This is a genomic window from Streptomyces sp. NPDC006365 (genome assembly GCF_042870755.1).
GTDB classification, from domain to species: domain Bacteria; phylum Actinomycetota; class Actinomycetes; order Streptomycetales; family Streptomycetaceae; genus Streptomyces; species Streptomyces xiangluensis.
In genome coordinates this window covers 80,675-99,186 of the sequence record NZ_JBIAHS010000021.1, presented here as the reverse complement: position 1 = coordinate 99,186, position 18,512 = coordinate 80,675, and the positions used below count along the sequence as shown (strand labels likewise).

General features: G+C 69.4%; 12 protein-coding genes and 1 pseudogene. 5 read left to right on the top strand and 8 right to left on the bottom strand.

Going from position 1 to position 18,512, the window contains the following annotated elements:
- Positions 1-34 precede the first annotated feature (34 nt).
- Together ACFYO0_RS38625 and ACFYO0_RS38620 are read right to left on the bottom strand one after the other, a co-directional pair.
- Positions 35-550: a SigE family RNA polymerase sigma factor gene (locus tag ACFYO0_RS38625; RefSeq protein ID WP_388685821.1), complete on the bottom strand. Its 516-nt coding sequence runs from the start codon at positions 548-550 to the stop codon at positions 35-37.
- A gap of 160 nt (positions 551-710) precedes the next feature.
- Positions 711-4,130: a BTAD domain-containing putative transcriptional regulator gene (locus ACFYO0_RS38620; RefSeq protein ID WP_388685819.1), complete on the bottom strand. Its 3,420-nt coding sequence runs from the start codon at positions 4,128-4,130 to the stop codon at positions 711-713.
- Between the two features lie 241 nt (positions 4,131-4,371).
- Between ACFYO0_RS38620 and ACFYO0_RS38615 the strand changes: the two genes are divergently transcribed.
- Positions 4,372-4,851 carry a hypothetical protein gene (locus ACFYO0_RS38615; RefSeq protein WP_388685816.1) on the top strand — a complete coding sequence of 160 codons (480 nt, stop codon included), beginning with the start codon at positions 4,372-4,374 and terminating at the stop codon, positions 4,849-4,851.
- Positions 4,852-5,097: 246 nt separating this feature from the next.
- On the opposite strand, the pseudogene ACFYO0_RS38610 reads toward ACFYO0_RS38615, so the two are convergent.
- Positions 5,098-5,985 (bottom strand): annotated as a pseudogene (locus ACFYO0_RS38610) (chitinase); the annotation flags it as partial.
- A gap of 458 nt (positions 5,986-6,443) precedes the next feature.
- Between ACFYO0_RS38610 and ACFYO0_RS38605 the strand changes: the two are divergent.
- Entirely contained in the window at positions 6,444-7,631 is a 1,188-nt protein-coding gene (locus tag ACFYO0_RS38605) for a methyltransferase domain-containing protein (RefSeq protein WP_388685815.1), read from the top strand.
- A 19-nt stretch (positions 7,632-7,650) separates the two neighbouring features.
- Here ACFYO0_RS38605 and ACFYO0_RS38600 read toward each other — a convergent pair whose 3' ends face one another.
- From ACFYO0_RS38600 to ACFYO0_RS38580, 5 genes are all read right to left on the bottom strand, one after another.
- Positions 7,651-8,196: a hypothetical protein gene (locus ACFYO0_RS38600; protein WP_388685813.1), complete on the bottom strand. Its 546-nt coding sequence runs from the start codon at positions 8,194-8,196 to the stop codon at positions 7,651-7,653.
- Between the two features lie 273 nt (positions 8,197-8,469).
- Positions 8,470-8,763 (bottom strand): DUF6881 domain-containing protein, encoded by a 294-nt coding sequence (locus tag ACFYO0_RS38595; RefSeq protein ID WP_388685811.1) that lies wholly within the window; start codon positions 8,761-8,763, stop codon positions 8,470-8,472.
- A gap of 4 nt (positions 8,764-8,767) precedes the next feature.
- On the bottom strand, positions 8,768-13,447 hold the full coding sequence (locus ACFYO0_RS38590; RefSeq protein ID WP_388685809.1) for a putative T7SS-secreted protein: 4,680 nt from the start codon (positions 13,445-13,447) through the stop codon (positions 8,768-8,770).
- The gene (locus ACFYO0_RS38585) at positions 13,447-14,136 is read right to left on the bottom strand and encodes a hypothetical protein (RefSeq protein ID WP_388685808.1); all 690 of its coding nucleotides are present in this window, start codon (positions 14,134-14,136) and stop codon (positions 13,447-13,449) included. The genes ACFYO0_RS38590 and ACFYO0_RS38585 overlap by 1 nt, the downstream gene beginning before the upstream one ends.
- On the bottom strand, positions 14,133-14,765 hold the full coding sequence (locus ACFYO0_RS38580) for a hypothetical protein (RefSeq protein WP_388685805.1): 633 nt from the start codon (positions 14,763-14,765) through the stop codon (positions 14,133-14,135). Before ACFYO0_RS38580 ends, ACFYO0_RS38585 begins: the two co-directional genes overlap by 4 nt.
- Before the next feature lie 253 nt (positions 14,766-15,018).
- Here ACFYO0_RS38580 and ACFYO0_RS38575 point away from each other — a divergent pair, with 253 nt between their 5' ends.
- From ACFYO0_RS38575 to ACFYO0_RS38565, 3 genes are all read left to right on the top strand, one after another.
- Complete coding sequence (locus ACFYO0_RS38575; protein WP_388685991.1) at positions 15,019-15,912, top strand: hypothetical protein; 894 nt, start codon at positions 15,019-15,021, stop codon at positions 15,910-15,912.
- Positions 15,913-16,127: 215 nt separating this feature from the next.
- The gene (gene cpaB / locus ACFYO0_RS38570) at positions 16,128-16,841 is read left to right on the top strand and encodes a Flp pilus assembly protein CpaB (protein ID WP_388685803.1); all 714 of its coding nucleotides are present in this window, start codon (positions 16,128-16,130) and stop codon (positions 16,839-16,841) included.
- Positions 16,842-16,891: 50 nt separating this feature from the next.
- Positions 16,892-18,508 (top strand): CpaE family protein, encoded by a 1,617-nt coding sequence (locus ACFYO0_RS38565; RefSeq protein ID WP_388685802.1) that lies wholly within the window; start codon positions 16,892-16,894, stop codon positions 18,506-18,508.
- Positions 18,509-18,512 lie beyond the last annotated feature (4 nt).

Sequence of the window (18,512 nt, the reverse complement as noted above, 5' to 3'; positions counted from 1 at the left end):
CGGAAAGGGAATCGCACTGGCTCGCGGTGGCCGTTCAGTGGGCCGCGTACTCGCTGAGGCCGTCGCCTAGGAGCACCCGCAGCCGACCGAGTGCCCGTACGCAGCGTGTGCGTACAGCGGCCGAGCTGACGTTCATCGCGTCGGCGGTCTCCTCGATGCTGCGGTCCTCCCAGTACCGCAGGACGACCACGGCCCGGTCCTTGGCGGGCAGCCTTCCCAGCGCCTCCACGAGGGTCAGCCGCAGCGGCGTGTCGGCGGTGGCGCTGTGCGGATCGGGCAGGTCGGGAAGGACGTCCGTGGCCCGCTCGGTGCTGCTGCGCCGCCGCTGGTGCGCGAGGAACGTACGGGTGAGGACGGTCTGCGCGTACCCGGCGGGGTTGTCGGCCCGCGACACCCGCCGCCAGCTGACGTACAGCCGCCCGAAGGTCTCCTGCACGAGATCCTCGGCGAGGTGGGTGTCACCGCCGGTGAGCAGACACGCCGACCGATAGAGATGCCCGGCCCGCGCCGCAGCGAACTCGGCGTAGCCGTCCTCGCCCCTCTGTCTCATGCCTACGTCCCCCGTGATCCTCGGCAATCCCCGTACCGCCCTCACTACATTGATGCGGTGGACTCCCGGAAATGTTTCATCCCCTGGACGTGACCTCGCCGAGGCGCCGTGTCCGTGAGTTGTTCCGATGCCGGAAGCGGGTGGCCACGCGGGCCGGGCGTCACCGTGCTCTCATCCGCAGGTGGATCGCCTCCGCCTCGCGCCTCAGGGAAAGGGCCGCGGTGTTCCCATGCGTCTGCTGTACCGCCCTGGCGAGCTGGTGCAAAGCCTGAACCCGGCCCATGCGATGCCCGGTGGCACGGTGGACTTCCACTGCGCGCTGGGCGTGTTCGGCGGCCTGGGATGGCGCACCGCCGACGAGAGCGATGCCGGCGAGGACGGTGAGGGCTTGGCCTTCCAGGAGGCGGTATCCGGTGCGGCGGCTCGTGTGGAGAGTGCGGTGGGCCAGTTCCGCGGCCGGTGTTCCGCGGCCGGTGCGGTGGTGAGTGTCCGCCAGTCCGACGAGGCTCTCGACCGCCGCGTGGCAGTGGTCCTGACCGGTTTCCCGCAGGATCCGCAGCGCCTGCTCGTAGTGGCTGAGAGCCCTGTCGTGATCAGCGAGCATGAGATGGGCGCTCGCCAAGGCGTTCAGGGCATCCACCTCGTGCCGCGTGTGGTCGTTCTCCCGGGCGAGAGCGAGCGCTGTCCGCGCGGTGTCGAGGGACTGACGAGGGCGGTCCAGGTCACGCTGGAGCCGGGCCAGGACGTACAGCGTGTAGCTCTCGGTGTCGCGGTCGCCGAGTTCCCGGTGCAGGTGCAGAGCCCGTAGCAGGACGTGCTCCGCCTCAGCGAGGCGTCCTTGCAGGCAGATCGCCTCGGCGAGATTGGCCAGGTCGATGGCCGCGGGCACGGCGGAGCCGATCCTCTCGTCGAGGACGAGGGCCTGTCTGTGGTACTCCGCGGACCGGTCCAGCTGTCCGAGTTCCCGGCACAGGATGCCGAGGTTCCCCAGGATGGCAGCCTGTCCGGCGATCCGGCCGGTCTCGACGTTGATCACCAGGGCGCGGGCGAGGTGATCGGTCGCCTGGCGTGGACGGCCCTGTTCCCAGTGCACGCCGGCGAGGTTGCTGAGAACGGCTGCCTGCCCGTCCCGCCATCCCACGCTCTGGGTGCAGGCCAGCGCACCTGTGTAGTGCTCCAGCGCACTGCCGAACCGGCCTTGTCGCATACAGGCGTCCCCGAGGCTGAGCCGGGCCGCGCCCTCCGCCCATGCATTGCCGTCGGCCCGTGCGGCAGCCAGGCCGGCCTGTGCCACCGCCAGCCAGTCGGAAGCGTGGGAGCCGAGCCAGAAGAAGCCGCGCAGCCTGTCGGCGAGCAGCCACGCGGTCTTCCGGGAGCCATGCCGGGCGGCGTCCTCGATGACCGAACGCATGTTGGGCTGTTCGGCATTGAGCCAGCCCAGAGCCGCGGACTCGTCTTTCAGCACGGTGGCGGCCTGTTGCGGTACGGACTCGGTGCTGCCCACCGCACCCATGGCATCGGCCGGCAGGCGTAGTTTGTCCGGATAGAGCAACTGTGAGGCGGCGGTCACCGTGGCGAGGTAGTACCTGTGAAGGCGGCTGGTCGCTTCGGCACGGTCGGCCGGGCTCTCCTCCTCGGCACATTCGGTGCCGTACAGGCGCACCAGGTCGTGGAACGAGTACCGGCCGGGCGACTGCTGGTGCACGAGGCTCGCCGCCGCCAGCCGGGCCAGCACCTCGTGGGCCTGCCGCGGCGTTACGTCCGCGAGGGCGGCGGCCGCGTCGACGGTCACGTCCGGGGTGGGGGCGGCCGCGGTCAGCCGGAACATCCTCCTGGCCTCCGGCGGCAGAGCACGGTACGAGTGGTCGAAGGCCGTACGTACGGCGGACTGCGCGTCGCCGTCCACAGCCAGCGATCCGAGCCGGTCGGTGTCTTTCAGCTCGGCCGCGTACCGAGCCAGACCGAGGTTGTCCCGGCCCGCCACATCCGAGGCCGCGATCCGCAGGGCGAGGGGCAGTCTGCCGCACCACTCGACAAGCCACGCCGCGGCCTCCGCGTCGGACCGGGCACGCTCCTCGCCCAGCATCTGGGCCAGCAGGTCGTGGGCCTCCGCGTTGGTCAGCACCTCCAGGACGAGCGACCGGGCGCCGTCACGCGCCACCAGACCGCTCAACCGATCGCGGCTGGTGACCACCGCCAGGCAGCCGGGGGCCGCGGGCCGCAGCGGCCGTACCTGGTCCGCACTGGCCGCGTTGTCGAGGAGGACCAGCATGCGCTTGCCTGCCAGCAGGGAGCGGTACAGCGCCGCGGCCTCCTCCTGCTCGGCGGGCACCTGTTCCGTCGGCACGCCCAGTGCACGCAGGAACCGGCCCAGGACGTCGACCGGTCGCAACGGTGCGGTGGGCCCGAAGCCGCTGAGGTCGACGTACAACTGCCCGTCCGGAAACCGGTCGCGCATCCCATGGGCCCAGTGCACGGCCAGGGCCGTCTTGCCCACACCGGCCGTACCGGACATCACCATGATCACGCCCGTGGCTCCCGGGGCCTGGTCGTCCTGTGCCGGAAGCAGCGCATCGAGCTGTTTGAGATGGCCCTCCCGGCCGACGAACCCCAGGACTCCGGCGGGGAGTTGCCGTGGGACGGCCTGGGGGGCCGGGACCGCGCCGGTGTCCGTCGGCACGCCGGTGTCCGACGGCGGACCGGCGACGACCGGCGTCGCGGGGTGCTCCGGTGTCCGGGGCCCATCGGTGTCTCCGGCCGGCCGGGTGTCTGCGGCCAGCCGGAAGTCTCCGGTCGGCCGATGCGGGGTGGCGCGATGGCCGCGCAGTACTTCCCGGTGGACCTGCTGCGCCTCAGGCCCGGGGTCGGTGCCGAGTTCCTCGGCCAGCCGGTCCCGCAATCCGGCGTAGCAGGCCAGCGCCTCCGAGCCGCGGCCGACCGCCTGCAGAGCCCGCATCAGCGCGGTCACCAGGGGCTCGACCAGCGGGTGTTCGGCCACCAGATCGGGCAGCCGTTCGAGCACCAGGGCCGGGCTGCCCGACCGGGTCGTCGCGTTCGCCCACTCCACGAAAGTGTCGATGCGCCGCTGCGTCCAGCTCTCGCGGGTGCGCGCCGCCCACGGGCCGGGGACTCCCGCCAGTGGTTCGCCACGCCACAGCCCGAGAGCTTTGAACAGCAGCGCGGCTCGCGCCACGTCGGCGAGGGCGGGGTCGCGTGCCTGCTCGGACAACTGCCGGTAATGGTGCAGGTCGACTCGGTCCGGCGCGACCTGCAGCAGATAGCCACCAGCCAGGCGCAGCAACTGCGGCGGCGTGCCGTCGACCTGCTCGCGGGGTTCCACAGCGGTGGCCGCATCGGCCAGGACACGGCGAAGACGGCTGACGTGGGAGTAGAGCGAGGCGCGGGCCTCCGTCGGCGGATCCTCGCCCCAGACCCGGTGGATCAGTGTCTCGGCGGAAACCGAGCGGTCGGCCTCAGCCGCCAGGACGGCGAAGAAGGCGCGCCGCAAAGGTGGCCCGAGCTGCACCGCCTGGCCTGCCACCCGCAGTTCCACCGGGCCAAGCAGCCGTAACTCCACCATGGCATCTGTCCGTTCAAGGCCCGCCGACATCGAGCAAGGTCATCACAGCAGGTCCATACAACCGCGACAAGATATCGACAAGGTTTTCACACAGGGCTTCCGTCCACGATGTCTTACGTGCGAAGCGCGCAGGCACTCGAAGGGCCCGCGAAGCCGTGTGCCGGCAAGCCGTGAGACCAGGAAAAACGACCACCACGGCGAAGGCACCGCAACACGCAGATAACTCAGAAGGGGGAAACCAATGTCTGTACGCCTGATGTCGACATCCCGGAGAAAGGCCCTCGGCGTCTCCGGACTGGCAGTGGCCGCGACGCTCATGGGGGCGGCGGTCGCGCCGGCTCCGGCCGCCGCCGACGACGGCGACCGCACCAAGACCGTCGCCTGCGAGTCGTTGCACGTGGACGACAGGAACGGAAATGTCCACGCCAAGACGCGGAACTGCACGGTGACCTGGGGAAAGAACATCATTGACGGCGCCTACTGGCAGACGGTCAAGTTCCAGTTGCTCGACGCCAGGACGGACGGAGTGTGCGGCTACGCGAATGTCATCGCGTCCGACACCGGGAACAGCGAGCGGTTCAAGGAGTGCAACGGCGTCTGGACGACGAAGACCGCGAGCTTCGGCGGCCGGAGCTCGAACATCTTCATCAGGGTCGCTTACGGCGATAATTCCGTGTACGGCAACATCAGCACGAATGTCCCGCGTCCGTCCGGATTCTGAGGGATCGTACGCCCGGGCGGTGCCGCTGCCCTCCTGACGACCTCGTCGGCCATTGCGGCTCGGTCGTCGAGTGCCGCCGGCGGGGGCTGGGGGAGAGGGGGGTCGGCGCGGGGGGCCGCCCCCCCCCACGCCGCTGAGTGGCCTGCGCCCCGCCGCGCGGCTGCGATCGTGCAGTCCATCGTCGTGGTGGCACGCGTATGCAGGCCCGTGCTGACACCGGGCTCCGGTACAGGAGGGTGCGTCCCGTTACGGCAGCCCGTGCACGTGCGGCCCCACCGCCTCGGACCATGCGTTGCCCGCCGCCGCGTCCCAGTTCGTCGACCACGTCATCGCGCCACGCAGGTCGGGATACGTCCTCGGTGGCTTGAAGGAGCCGCAACCGGTGCCCTTGGTCAGGCAGTCCAGGGCGTTGTTCACCACGGAGGGTGGGACGTAGCCGCTGCCCGCACCGCTGGGGGAGGCCGGGAGGCCCAGGCCCACCTGGGACGGGGACAGGCCGCCCTCCAATTGGATGCAGGCCAGCGCCGTCAGGAAGTCCACGGACCCCTGGCTGTACACCTTGCCGTCGCAGCCCAGCATGGAACCGCTGTTGTAGTACTGCATGTTGACGACCGTGAGGATGTCCTTGATGTTCAGGGCCGTCTGGAAGTAGCCGTTCGACGTCGACTGCATGTCGATCGTCTGCGGCGCCATCGTGATGACCAGCGACGCGCCCGCCTTCGAGGACAGGGAGCGGAGCGCCTGCGTCATGTACGTCGCGTTCAGGCCGTTCTCCAGGTCGATGTCCACGCCGTCGAAGCCGTACTCCTGCATCAGTGAGTGGACCGAGTTCGCGAAGTTCGTCGCCGACGCGGAGTCGTTCACCGACACGGTGCCGCGTTCGCCGCCGACCGAGACGATCACCTTCTTGCCCGCGGCCTGCTTGGCCTTGATGTCCGCCTTGAACTGGTCGACCGTGTAGCCGCCGAGCCCGGCCGAGTCGAGGTTGAAGGTCACCGCGCCCGGCGTCCCCGTCGCGTCCGCGAAGGCGACCGCGATGATGTCGTACTGGGACTGGACGTCGGAGATCTTCTGGACCGTCGCGCCGTTGTTGAAATTCTGCCAGTAGCCGGTCACGGCGTGCTTGGGCAGGGCTGCTGCGTCTTGCTCCGCCGCCGGCGCCTGGCCGGCCAGGGCGGCGAAGGTGAGCGCGGACCCAGTCAGGACGGCGGCCAGGGCTCGCGCCCACCGCCGTCGTCTGGATCCGGTGGATCCGGGCATGCCTGGTACGCGGTTCATTTCGGCCTCCGGTGGGGGGAGTTGAGGGGGAAACGGTGGCCACCGCTGGCCGTACAAGCTGGTCCAGACCAATAGAGTTGTCAAGACCTCTCGCTCGACAGAGCGACGTGGACGCCGGCTCGTCACGGTCAGCCGGCAACCGTCGCGGCTCTCTCGCGAAGTCGCCAGGGCCGCACGGCAGTTAGACTTCCGCCCATGACGTACTTCTTCCACCTCCGCTAGGCACCGTCGGCGAAGCGAGGTTCTCCCCGTCGCCGACGAGGCGGGGCAGCGGAGCGCTGCCCCGAGTGCTGACGTGGAAGAAGAACAACACCATGCACACGCCCCTCGTGGCGCGCTGCCTCCGCGGCCTGGAGGCCGTGGTCGCCGCCGAGGTTCTGGGGTCCGGGCTCGGCGCCGTCACCGATCTACGCCACCGCGAAGTCCATTTCCGCTCGCACCGGTCCACGCCGCCGCTGCGCACCGCGGACGACGTGTTCCTGCTCGCCGCCCAGCGCCCCGACGTCGGAACAACGCGACAGCGCCTGCACGAACTCACCGAACTCGCTCATCTCGCCGACCCGGACCACCTCCTGTCCCTCCGTCACAGCGCGACGGAGTCGGCCCTTGGGGTCACCGGCATCGACGTCTCGGCCTCCTTCCTCGTCAGGCGCACGTTCACCCGGTACGACGCCGAGGACGTCGTCGGCCAGGCCCTGGCGCGACGGCTCGGCGTCCCCTACCACTCTCGGCGTATGGGGACCGCGCCCCCGCCGGGCTGCTGTGGCTGGCGGCTGACCCTGGACGGTGAGCGGGCCACGCTCATGCTGCGGGTCGACGACCGACCGCTGCACCGCCGCGCGTACAAACAGCGCACCATCCCGGGCACCCTGCACCCGCCGCTCGCCGCCGCCATGGCCGTGCTGGCCGACATCCGCCCCGGCCACGTCGTCCTCGACCCGTGCTGCGGCGCCGGCACCCTGCTGATCGAGGCGGCGCTTGCCCAACCCGACGCCCGCTTCCGCGGCTTCGACCTGTCCGCGGACGCGGTCACCGCGGCCCGCGCCAACGCCGGTGAGCTGCCCGTAGCCATACGCCGCTCCGACGCCGGCCACCTCCCCCTCCCCGACAACTCCGTCGACCGGGTCCTGTGCAACCCGCCCTGGGGCACCCAGGTCCACAGCCGAGGTCTGCTCGCGACCGCCCCCTCCCGCTGGTGGACGGAACTGCGCCGTGTCCTCACCCCCGAGGGCACAGCCGTACTCCTCCTCCCCGACCGCGAGGACCTGACCACCGCCATCCGGCACCACTTCACCCCCGTACACATGCAGCGCCTCCGCCTGTCCGGGGCCCAGCCCTTCCTCGTACACCTGGCGCTGACGGATGTCGGGCGAAGCCGCCCTTCCCGGCAACTACTCGAAGGAGACGGCCCCGTACGCTCCGGGCCTGGCGCAGGTCGGGGCGGCGGCAAATACCGCAGGCTCCAGGGACTGCACCCGCCGACCTCTTCCAACCGCCACTGACGCAGGCCGGCGCGGGTCCTCAGCGCTCGAGAGGATGCAAGCAGAGGGTGGTCGCTTGATCCTCGCTGTACTCCAGGCCGGCGAGCAGGTCCCCGGTGGGGCACCCCGCCTCCGGCGGTTCTGTGACACGGAATTGCGCGTCGGACGAGCCGCAGGACACTGTCTTCAGGTCCTGGTCGCTCCAAGAGCCGTCGTTGCGGGCGCACGATCCGATCGTGAGCGGTTCCGGCCGGTCGTCCCCCACGACCAGGCCGATGACCAAGAGCACGGGAACGGCCACCAGCGCCACCGCCACCGCTGCCAGCGGCACGGCGGCGATCAGCCCCGCCGGACGCTTGATCACCGGTTTGCCTGGATCAAGCGGCGGCCGCCAACCTGGAACCTGTGTCTGGGGTATGCGGCGCACGGTGGACAGGGCGCCGAGGTTCATCAGCAAGGTGATGGGCGTGATGAAGGCGGACAGCGGACTCCACCAGCCCTGCAGCAGAGTGTCCGCCTGCATTTGCCGGAAGACGGCCAGCCCGCAGGTCCGGCAGAACGCACCCTTGCGCCGCAGGAAGCGCATGATCACGATGATGCCCTGGTGGCCGCGAACCGTTACGGGCGCCGCGGGCCCAGCCCCGCACACCTCGCACACGAGGGCGGGGGGCCCGCCCATGGGTGCCGCCCCGGCGTACGGCTGCGGCGGATACGGATACGCCGGGTACGGCGCGGGGGGCTGGTGAGGGAACGTGGGCCCGCCCTGTGCCGAGTACGGTCCCCGGGGAAATTGAGAGGGGGATGCGGGCGGCGGTGTGCTCATCAGTATCTCCGGTAGTGGGCAGCTCGGACCAGGACGCTAGGATTGGCGGCCAGGGGGCCAGGGAGTGTGCTGCCACTCCCTTTCAAATTCTTCGCGGCTAATGACGCAGGCGGAGAACTCGGGCTGGCTGGAGACATCCTCGATGGGGCCAACCGGAATTTCACTGAGACCGATCTCGCCGGATTCATGGAGCGCGTCGGTCTTCAACTTACGCCCATCCCTGTACAGCTGCACCTTCCGTACTTCGTACCCGTCCTCGCCGATTTCGCTGTAGAATCTGATCGGCTCGGACTGGAACTCATGCAGCCAGTCCACCTTCCAATATTCCATGCGATCAGCTCTTTCCGTGGCTAACAATACGATCTGCCAGGTCAAGCGGCCCCAGGTTCGGTATCACGTAGACGTCTGGTCGCTCAACCGACCGCATGACCTCAAGTCCTTGCACATCTATCTCTAAATAGTGACTGAATTTATGACCGGCCCAGGGGACGCGTACAAAGGCGTAAGACAGCTGCCCAGGCGTCTTGGTTCCGGGTGCGATGTCAGACAGGTACTGTCCGTCTCCGAACCGTGCGTCCTTGGGGTTGTCCGATTTCAATGAAGCGCGCAGTTCATTGCTTTCAAGAATTCCGTTGTATCCGTTCTCGTTGGTGTAGTGGTACAGGGTACCGAGGTCATCGTCCGGAACTCTCTCCACGCGATACGGGCATGCGTCCGGGGCCAGGCCTAGGGCGTCGCTCCACGTATGGGGATTGTCGACGTACACCGCCGGGTTCGGTGAGGGCGTGAGACCGAGAGGGTCCTGGGTCAGGTACCGCGCCGTCTCCGGGTCGTAATGCCGGAAGTAGTTGTAGTGCAGGCCCGTCTCGGGGTCGAAGTACTGCCCCGGGAAGCGGAGTGGTGTGTATGCCGTGCTGTTCGCGGCCCAAGCCGTGGTGCCCCACAGGGTGCTGCGAGTCCGCCAGGCGATCTCGCCCCGCTCGTCCACGAGTTCGTTCGGCGTGCCGACCAGGTCGGTGACGATCGCGAAGAAGCGGGAGTCGATTTCCTCCTGGGGTGCCTCCGCCGCTGTGATGCGTTCCGTCTGGGCGATGGGCCGTAGGCCCTGGTGGTCCCATGTAAGGGTGACCGGGTTCGGCAGCTCCGCGGAGGTTGTTGTCTGTTCGCAGAGGGTCGTGCCGTCCCAGGTGAAGTCGATGCGTTCCGCGATCGTTTCGCCGTCGTCTGCCAGGCGGAGTTTTGCCGTGCGGCGGCCCAGCGGGTCGTACGTGTAGCGCCAGCGTGTGCCGTCCGGCGTGACCACCGACGTCAGGCGGTCTTCCGCGTCCCACTCGTAGCGCCAGGTGTCCGGCTTGCGGGACAGGCGGGTCTTCTGGCGCAACACGATGCGGCCCAGCGCGTCGTGTTCGTAGCGGACGTTGCCGGCGCGGGTGATGCGTGTGCCCTCGTACGAACGCGGGCCCGTCGCCTCTTGACCCGGGTGGCCCGACGGCCAGGCGGCGGAGGTCTGGTTGCCCGCCTCGTCGTAGGCGTACGTTTCCGTCCACCCCGCCGCGTGGACCGTCGTCACCCGGCCCGCCGCGTCCAGGTCGAAGCTGCGGGAGCCGGAGAGCTGGTCGTCGATGCCGATGAGGTTGCCGTCAGGGCGATACGTGTACGCCCGGTGCTGCAGCGACCGGCCACCGGCACCGGTCACCGATTGCTCAGTCAGGCGGCCCAGAGGGTCGAAGGTGTGCTCCATGGTGACCGTCTCGCCGATTCGGCGGGACAGCTCGCGGCCCGCTGCGTCGTACGTGAAGTCGATGCCGCGTCCCGAAGACACCATCCCAGTGCGGCGGCCCGCCCAGTCATACGTCCACGTACTGGTCGCACCAGTCGGCGTCGTACGCCCCGTCCGGCGCCCCAAATCGTCGTACGTATACGTCAGTTTGCGGCCGTCGACCGTCTCCGAGCGCACCCGCCCGTACCGGTCCCGCAGCAGCGTCAGCGTGGCGTCCGGACCTGTCGCCTGGGCGAGCTGGTCCGTCAGGTCGTACGCGTACGTCGTAACGGAACCGGCCGCGTCCTTGCGCACCACCTGCCCGAGCTCGTTGCGCTCGAAGGCCACCGTCTGGTCGAGGGCGTTCGTGCGGGAGGTGAGACGGCCCGCCGCGTCATGCGAGTACGTGAGCGTGCGGTCGTCGAAGTCCATCTCAGCAACCAGGCGGCCCGCCGGGTCGTACGCGTAATCCCACGTCAGGCCCTGCGGGTTGGTCACCCGCGTCAGCCGCAGCGCCGTGTCGTGGGCGAATTCGTAGCGGACGCCATCCGGGCCTGTGCGCGCCGACAGCAGGTCGAAGTGCGTGTACTCGTAGCGGGAGACCCCGCCCATCGCGTCCGTGTGGCTGGTGCAGTTTCCCTCACCGTCGTACGTCCACGACTCCGTCGTGCCGTCGGCGGCCGTACGGCGGGTCAGGTGACCCTCGACCGTCCACTCCAGGCGCGTTGTCGCGCCCGTCGGCTCCGTGATCACGACAGGTCTGCCGAAAGCGTCACGTTCGTATCGCGTGACCGCACCCAGCGGATCCGTGATCTCGACCGGCAGCCCGGCCCGGTCGCAGCGGACCGCCGTCGTCTGCCCGAGCGGATCCGTCACGGCGGTGAGGTGGCCGGCCTCGTCATACGCGAAGCGGGAGGTCTGGCCTGTCGGGGCCGTCACCGACGTCCTGTTGCCACAGCCGTCATACGTCTGGCGCATGACGGTGCCGTCCGGGTTCACCACCCTTACCGGCAGCCCGAGTTCGTTGTACTCGGCACGAGACTCGCGGCCGTCCGGGCGTACCACCGCTGTCAGGTTGCCCGCCTCGTCGTAGCGGAACGACATCGTGTGGCCGAGCGGGTCCGTCTGGGAGAGCAGGCGGTTGTAGCGGTCCCGTTCGTAGCGGGTGACCGCGCCCAGAGGGTCGATGTCCGCGACCACCTGCCACGCCTCGTTGACGAGGAAACGGCGGGTGTGGCCCTCGCCGGTCGTCGTGGTGGTGACGCGCAGGCCGGTGTCCGGGTCCGTCCCGTCGTAGGCGACACGCAGGTTCATGTGGCCCTCGGAGCCGCCCTCGGCGACGCAACGGTCCTGGTCGTCGTACTCGTACTGGTACGAGCGGTCGTTGGTGTCCGTCCACGACGTGACGCGACCCGCCTCGTCGTACGTGAAACGGAGCGGCAGGCCGGAGGAATTGGTGACCTCGGTCAGATCGCCCGCTTCCGAATAGCCGTAGTGCATCAACTCCTGTTCCACGCCTGTCAGATGTAGCGCCGTGACCCGTTCGTCCTCCGTGCTGATGCGCACGTGGTGGCCGCCGCTCGACAGGATCGCGAGCGGAGTGCCCTCGGCGTCGTACTCGAAGGTGATCCAGTTGCCGTTGCGGTCGTCGATCTGCTCCAGGACAGCCAGGTCGTCGCCGCGGTCGGCGAAGTGCCAGACACGTCGCGTCTGCGGGTCGGTGATCGTGTAGCCGCCCACCTCGCGGTCCAGCGGCCAGCGCGGGCCGTGGCTGGGCAGAGTCGGCAGGCCGGGCGCCGGGTGCGAGTAGGGGAGGAGGAGACCGTCCTCCGTGACGAAGACGACGCCCTCGGAATCGATCTCCAGACGCTGGTCGACCGTGGACGACCACGACGGACCGAACCAGCGGCCCAGCCGGTAGCCCGACTCCACCCGCCGTTTGAACACCAGAGGCAGGGCGCCCGGCAGGGTCACGTCCGTCTGCGGCAGGTACATCTTGCCGGTGGCGAGGTCGATCGGGTCCGTGTCCTTGTTCACCCGGGAGTCTTCGGTGTGGGAGCCCTTCGCGGGATCCTCCCCGACGGCGTCCCGCGCCGAGTTCCTGGCCCCCGACTCCGCCGCCCCTTCCGCTGCCTGCTTGGCCCCGCCCCGCAGCAGCCCGCGCAACGTCCCCGTCCCCTTGGAACCGAAGAGCTCGGGGAGAATGCGGCCGCCGCCTTCGGACGGGTCCTTCATGAAGCCCTCGTACGCGGCCTTCAGCGCCCGCTCCGGCTGGGCGACGGTCGAGGTGAGCCCGGAGAGCGTCATGCTGACGTTCTGCAGGTACTCGGCGGGGTGGGTGAGGTTGTACGCGTCGAGCGCGTTCATGCTGCGGGCGAAGGTGAGGATGCCCGCGGTGCCCTTGATCAGGCCGCCGCCGACATGGGTGAGCTCCATGTCGGCCGCCTTGTACAGGTCACCCGCGTCTGCCGTGAGCTGGTCCAGGGGCGGAGGCTCGGCCGGGGCGTGCCGGAGCGCGGCCCTGACCGACTCGGCCGTGGTGCGGCCGGCGTCGTTGCGCTGGCGGCGGGCCTCCCCGAGGATCTCGTGGGCCCGCTCGATGTCCTGCTTGCCCGGGTCCTGGAAGGGCTCGGGCTTCGGGCCCGGATCCTCGTTCGCCGTCACCTTGGCGTTGTAGGCGTCGACCTTCCTGTTGTACGCGTCCACCGCGTCGTCGGAGGCCTTCCTGCCCTTCTTGTAGAGGTCGACGGCTTCCTGCGCCTGACCCTGGGCCCACTTGACCGTGTCCGCATACGAGTCCAGTGCCTTGGCGGCGGCCTCGCAGGCGTCGGCCGCGTGCAGCCACTTCTTGGGGTGCATGGCGAACTTCTCGCGGAAGGCGTCGGCCGCCTTGCCCTTCCAGTGCGAGGAGTCCAGCTTGCGCATGCCCCCACCGACCTTGTCGAAGGCCTTGTGGAAGTCCTTCAGATGCTTGGCACTTTCGCGGATGCGGCCCGGGTTGCCGTGCACGAGTTCGTTCGCGTCCTCGGTGTCGCCGAGTTGCTGCTCGCCCGGAGTGGCGCCCAGGGCCGAGGCCGCCCCGTCGCCCCAGTCCTCCACCTTGTCAGCGACACCCTCGGCACCGACGTAGTCCAGCCCGTCGCCGACGATGTCGGTGCCCTTGTCGATGCCCTCGCCGACGAGTTCCTTGCCCGCGTCCCAGCCGTCCTCCAGCTTGCCCAGACCGCTGTTGAGCGCGTCGCGCCAGTCGCCCATCAGCCGGCGCCCCCGCGCTGCTGACCTTCGGCGCCGCTCTGCTGTCCTTCGGCCTGGGCCTCGGCGGCTGCCGCACGCTCCTCCGGTGACGGGCCGAACTGCCGGTCCAGCATCGCCTCGTACTCCGCGTCGGTCATGCCGGTCGAGCCCTGGATGTCGACGGGCCCGAGCATGTCCGACGTCATCACGTCACGGGAGGCGTCCTTCCAGCCCTGCTTGCTGTTCTCCCACGCCTGATCGAAGGACTCTCCGCTGTAGTCCGGGTCGGCGAGCGCGTGGTTCTCCGCCAGGTCACCCCAGCTCATCTGCGTGACCTGGTCCTCGGACAGGTGCGGGTTGCCCATGAGTGAGTTCGCCGCGACCTTCATCGTGCCCTCGACGTACTGATCCGTCTCGTAGAACGTCCCCGCCGACAGGCCCACGGCCTGCGCGAAGTTGTTGCCCTCGTTGATCAGCGAGCGCACCCCCCACTCCCAGCGCTCACAGAACGAGTCGAGCGCCGAAGTCAGCCCGCCGTGCCCCAACTCCAGCCCTGACAGCGCCAGATCGGAGAAACCCCGGCCGGCGCTCGCCGTGCCGATCATCCCCAGTTCCCGCAACTCGTCCAGCGCCAGCGTGATGCCCTCGGTGATGAGGCCCAGCCCCTGAACTTGCAGATCCCTGCCGTCGCCACCGCCGCCGCCGCTCATCGCGCGAACTCCCCGTTCTCGTCAGCCTCTTTGGTCCCGTGCACGTCCGTGGGGCCGACGTCCTCCGAACCCTCCACGTCCACCGCGGCCCCGTCCGGCACGATCCCCCTCACCGGTGGAAACAGAGCCCCCTCGCCCTCACTGCCGACATCCAGCGCCACCCCGCACGGCACCGGCATCGCAGGAATCGCCGCATCCAGCAACCGGGCGCCCAGGACACGCTCATACGCCCACTCCTGTGCTCCTTCACCCCTCACGATGGCGAATCGGGCAAGCGTCGCTTCGTCCGAGAAGGCGTAGATCCACCGGATACCGCCGAACTCCGCGGTCAGCGGGGAGCCGTTCTCCCCGAGCGGCAACAGCACGGCCGTACGCCGGAACTCGCCGAGCAGGGCGGCGGCTTCGCGTCGGCGGAGGCTTGCCTGGTCCGAGTCGTGAGCCGAGCCCGTACGAGGTGATGGGCCCTGCTCCGCCGAGGGGGAGGGAGGCGAGGGAGTCGACGGGCTCGACTGCTCCTGCGCCGGAGCGTCGCCCGCGGTCGTGCTCGCGTCGGAGTCCTCTATGTAGTCCCAGATCCGTGACCTACGTATATGTCCTGCCGCCGAGCTGTCTCCCCCGTGATCAGACATGAGTGCGATCATGACATCGGCGCATTATCGAACGCAACGCGGCCAACGGTTGAGGCAGGAGCTCAACACGCCCGCTATGCGGCCGAGTTGAGGCATATGCGTCTCACGCTGTGTCGATCACCCTGCACCTTCGGTGAGTTGATCTCGGAGATTCGGTGTTGATCGGCCCATGCCGTGGATATGGTTCTGCTGCAAGACGACGTCACAGGGGCGATCTGAGGCGGTGGTCGACCACCCCGCCGCAGTGGACGGGGTGGTGTGCAGCGTGCCGACCGCGATAGCAGTCACCAGTTCCGATCTGGTGCTCCCGGTTCACGACCGGCAGACGCCGCCCGCCGCCGTCCAGCCCCTCGACAGCCTCGAGAGCTCCCTCACCGGGATGCACACGCTCATCGAGCAGCACGGATACGTGATCGCGTTATACCCGGCGTCCGCCTCCACCGACGTCACCCGGCGGCTGCACGCCGTACGTTCCGTACTCGAAAGTGACCGCATCGCCCTCCTCGGCGTCGATCTGCCGCCGCTCGGCCTCGCCCTCCTCGCCCAGCAGCTCCGCCAGCTCTCCGTCTGCGACTTCAGCCCGGGCGTGCTCGCCTCCTCCGCACGGCTGCTCGCCCACTACATCTACGCCGGCGCCCTGCTCGGCTCCGTCGCCAAGCTCGACCGGATCCCGGTGTCCCTGAAGTCCCACGCCAAGTCATGGGTGCCGGGGGCCCAGTTCGCCGTACTGGCCAATCCGCGGCCCCAGTTGATACGGCTCGGACAAGAGCAGGAGAAGCTGGCCGGGCCCGAGTTCGGCACGCGGCTGCTCATCGCGCCCGGGCAGCTGCCCGGCGACTGGATCACCACGACGCTCGCGCCCGCCTGGCGCGTGCAGGGCGTCGCCACCGTGCCGCTGCCCGCCGAGTCCGCGCGCTGGTGGGGCACGGGGAAGGTCGCGGAGTTCGCGGCGGGACTGCACGACGTGTCCGTGCTCTACCAACTGGTCTCGTCCGTACGGCGCGAGGAGTGCCACTGGTGCGGCCTTGAACTCATCGGCGACCGATGCGGTTTCTGTGCGGCACCTTTGCCTCCGCCGCCGGAGCTTCCGAACGCCGCCGTACGGGCAGTTTCTTCTGTACGCGCCTTGCCACGAGGCGCTACGTAAGTCACGTACGTACATCTGAACAGCCAGAGCCACAGCCACTGCACCAAGAGCGCAAGCTGAGCACCAGGCACGACCGCTCGACCCCCGCTGTCCCCGCTCCCGATCGAGGTTGTCCGCGTCATGCTGCATCACCCTGAGGGACAACCCCCAGACCCCCGGCCGGTAACGCATGGCCCGCTCAACTACCCGGTACGCCCCTACGAGGTGAGATTTCAGTGAACTCGCGCCAGCGCCGCGGCGTCATCCTGCTGGTCCTCTCGGTCCTGTGCGCCCTGGGCGCCTTCGCCGGAGTGCTCTCGCTGATCCGCGACGTGAACTCGAAGGTCGGCCCAGAGGTCGCGGCGTACCGCCTGAAGAGCGATGTCGCGCCCTACCGGGAGCTGTCCGCCGACCAGTTCGAGAAGGTCTCGATGCCCGAGCGGTGGCTGTCCTCGACCGCCGTCACCGATCTCTCCCAGATCCGCGGCAAGATCGCGGTCACCCGCCTTGAGAAGGGCTCCCTGCTACAGAGCGACATGATCGTGGACCGGCCCGAGCTGGAGGCGGGCCAGCAGGAGATCGCGATCATGATCGACGCGGCGACCGGTGTGGCGGGGAAGATCAACCCGGGTGCGCGGGTCAACATCTACGCCACCTTCGAGGCCGAGAACGACGCGGGCAAGGACCAGTCGAAGGTCATCGTCGAGAACGCCAGGGTCATCGACGTCGGCAAACTCACCGCCCTCGACCCCTCCCAGAACAGCGACGACCGCCGCCGTACCGCGAACGAGGCGGTCCCGATCACCTTCGCCCTCACCACCGCCGACACCCAACGCGTCGCCTACGCCGAGTCGTTCGCGACCCATGTACGCCTCGCCCTGGTCGCCGGCGGTTCCGACACCGCCGTCGCGCCCGGCGACCGCTCGTACACCCTCGACGAGGACAAGTAGGAGGCCGTGATGCGCTCAGCCCTCACGAAGGCGTCCCCGAAGGTGTGCCGATGACCATCCGCATCCTCCCCGCAGTCGGCGACATCGACTCGGCCCGCGCCCTCTCCACGCTGCTGAGCCAGCTCCCCGACGCCGAACCTGCCCCGCCGGTCCCGGACACCACGGCACTCCTGGACACGCTGGCGCGACTCGCGGCGGAGTCCCTGGACGAGTTGCCCGAGGTCGTCCTCGTCCATGAGCGGATAGGTCCGGTGCCCGTGCTGGACGTCATCCGCGATGTGGTGATGCGGTTCCCGGCCGTCGGAGTCGTCCTGATCACCGCCGACACCAGTACGGGCGTACTGACCGCGGCGATGGACTCCGGCGCCCGCGGCATCATCGGCCTGCCCCTCGGCTACGACGGCCTCGCCGAACGCGTCCAGGCCGCCGCGGCCTGGTCGCTCGGCATGCGGCGCCATCTGGGCAGCGGTACGCCGGAGTTGTACTCGGGGCCCGGCGGCACCGTCGTCACGGTGACCGGGGCGAAGGGCGGTGTGGGCGCGACGGTGACGGCCGTCCAACTGGCGCTCGCGGCACGGGCATCGGGCCGTACGGTCGCACTGCTCGACTTCGATCTCCAGTCGGGGGACGTGGCCTCGTACCTGGACGTGCAGTTCCGCCGCTCGGTCGCCGACCTCGCCGGGATCAGCGACATCAACCCGCGGGTCCTCCAGGACGCCGTCTACACCCACGACACCGGGCTCGGGCTGCTGCTGGCCCCGGCGGAGGGCGAGCGCGGCGAGGAGGTCACCGACCGGGCGGCCCGCCAGGTCCTGCAGGCCCTGCGTTCCCGTTACGAGATCGTGGTCGTCGACTGCGGCGCCCAGATGAACTCGGCGACCGCCGCGGCCGTCGAACTCGCCGACCAGGCCCTCCTCCTCGTCACGCCGGACGTCGTCGCCGTCCGCGCCGCCAAACGCATGATCCGCCTGTGGGACCGCCTCCAGATCCGCAAGGCCGAGGAGACGCTGACGGTCGTCAACCGTGCCTCACGCGGTACGGAGATCCAGCCGTCCCTCGTCGAACGCGTCACCGGCACGAAGATGGCCCACGTCGCGGTACCGGCCGCCTTCAAGGAACTCCAGTCCGTGGTCGACGCGGGCCGCATGCAGGATCTGGACGCCCGCTCAACGGTGAAGCAGGCGCAGTGGGCCCTGGCGGGCGAACTGGGCCTGGTTGCCACGAAGGAAGGGGGCGGTGGCAAGCGCCGCAAGTCCTCCGGTGACCGAGGCGCCCTGGCGCTGCGCCGCAAGGGCGGCGACCGGGGTGCGGTGACGCTGGAGTTCGCCGGGATGTTTCCGCTGCTGCTGGTCGTGATGACGATCCTTTGGCAGTGCGTGCTGTACGGCTACACGTACTCCCTGGCCGGGAACGCGGCGGATGAGGCGGCGCGGGCGGCGACTGCGGCTGCCGCCTCCGGTGCCGGGGCGGATGCCGCCTGTGCGGAGGCGGGCCAGGAACGCCTCCCCGACGCCTGGCAGGGCGCCACCATCGGTTGTCAGCAGGAAGGCGACGTCTGGAAGGCCAACGTCACCGCCCAGGTCCCCCTCTTCTTCCCGGGCTTCGACGCGGGCTGGGAAGTCCAGGGCGAGGCCGGCGCGGCCGTGGAAGGGGAGGGCGACGGGTGAACGT

What these genes read in the sequence shown, in the direction of transcription:
- ACFYO0_RS38625 (WP_388685821.1), bottom strand. Translation starts at nt 550, where the DNA reads ATGAGACAGAGGGGCGAGGACGGCTACGCCGAGTTCGCTGCGGCGCGG.
- ACFYO0_RS38620 (WP_388685819.1), bottom strand. Translation starts at nt 4,130, where the DNA reads ATGGTGGAGTTACGGCTGCTTGGCCCGGTGGAACTGCGGGTGGCAGGC.
- ACFYO0_RS38615 (WP_388685816.1), top strand. Translation starts at nt 4,372, where the DNA reads ATGTCTGTACGCCTGATGTCGACATCCCGGAGAAAGGCCCTCGGCGTC.
- ACFYO0_RS38605 (WP_388685815.1), top strand. Translation starts at nt 6,444, where the DNA reads ATGCACACGCCCCTCGTGGCGCGCTGCCTCCGCGGCCTGGAGGCCGTG.
- ACFYO0_RS38600 (WP_388685813.1), bottom strand. Translation starts at nt 8,196, where the DNA reads ATGCGCTTCCTGCGGCGCAAGGGTGCGTTCTGCCGGACCTGCGGGCTG.
- ACFYO0_RS38595 (WP_388685811.1), bottom strand. Translation starts at nt 8,763, where the DNA reads ATGGAATATTGGAAGGTGGACTGGCTGCATGAGTTCCAGTCCGAGCCG.
- ACFYO0_RS38590 (WP_388685809.1), bottom strand. Translation starts at nt 13,447, where the DNA reads ATGGGCGACTGGCGCGACGCGCTCAACAGCGGTCTGGGCAAGCTGGAG.
- ACFYO0_RS38585 (WP_388685808.1), bottom strand. Translation starts at nt 14,136, where the DNA reads ATGAGCGGCGGCGGCGGTGGCGACGGCAGGGATCTGCAAGTTCAGGGG.
- ACFYO0_RS38580 (WP_388685805.1), bottom strand. Translation starts at nt 14,765, where the DNA reads ATGTCTGATCACGGGGGAGACAGCTCGGCGGCAGGACATATACGTAGG.
- ACFYO0_RS38565 (WP_388685802.1), top strand. Translation starts at nt 16,892, where the DNA reads ATGACCATCCGCATCCTCCCCGCAGTCGGCGACATCGACTCGGCCCGC.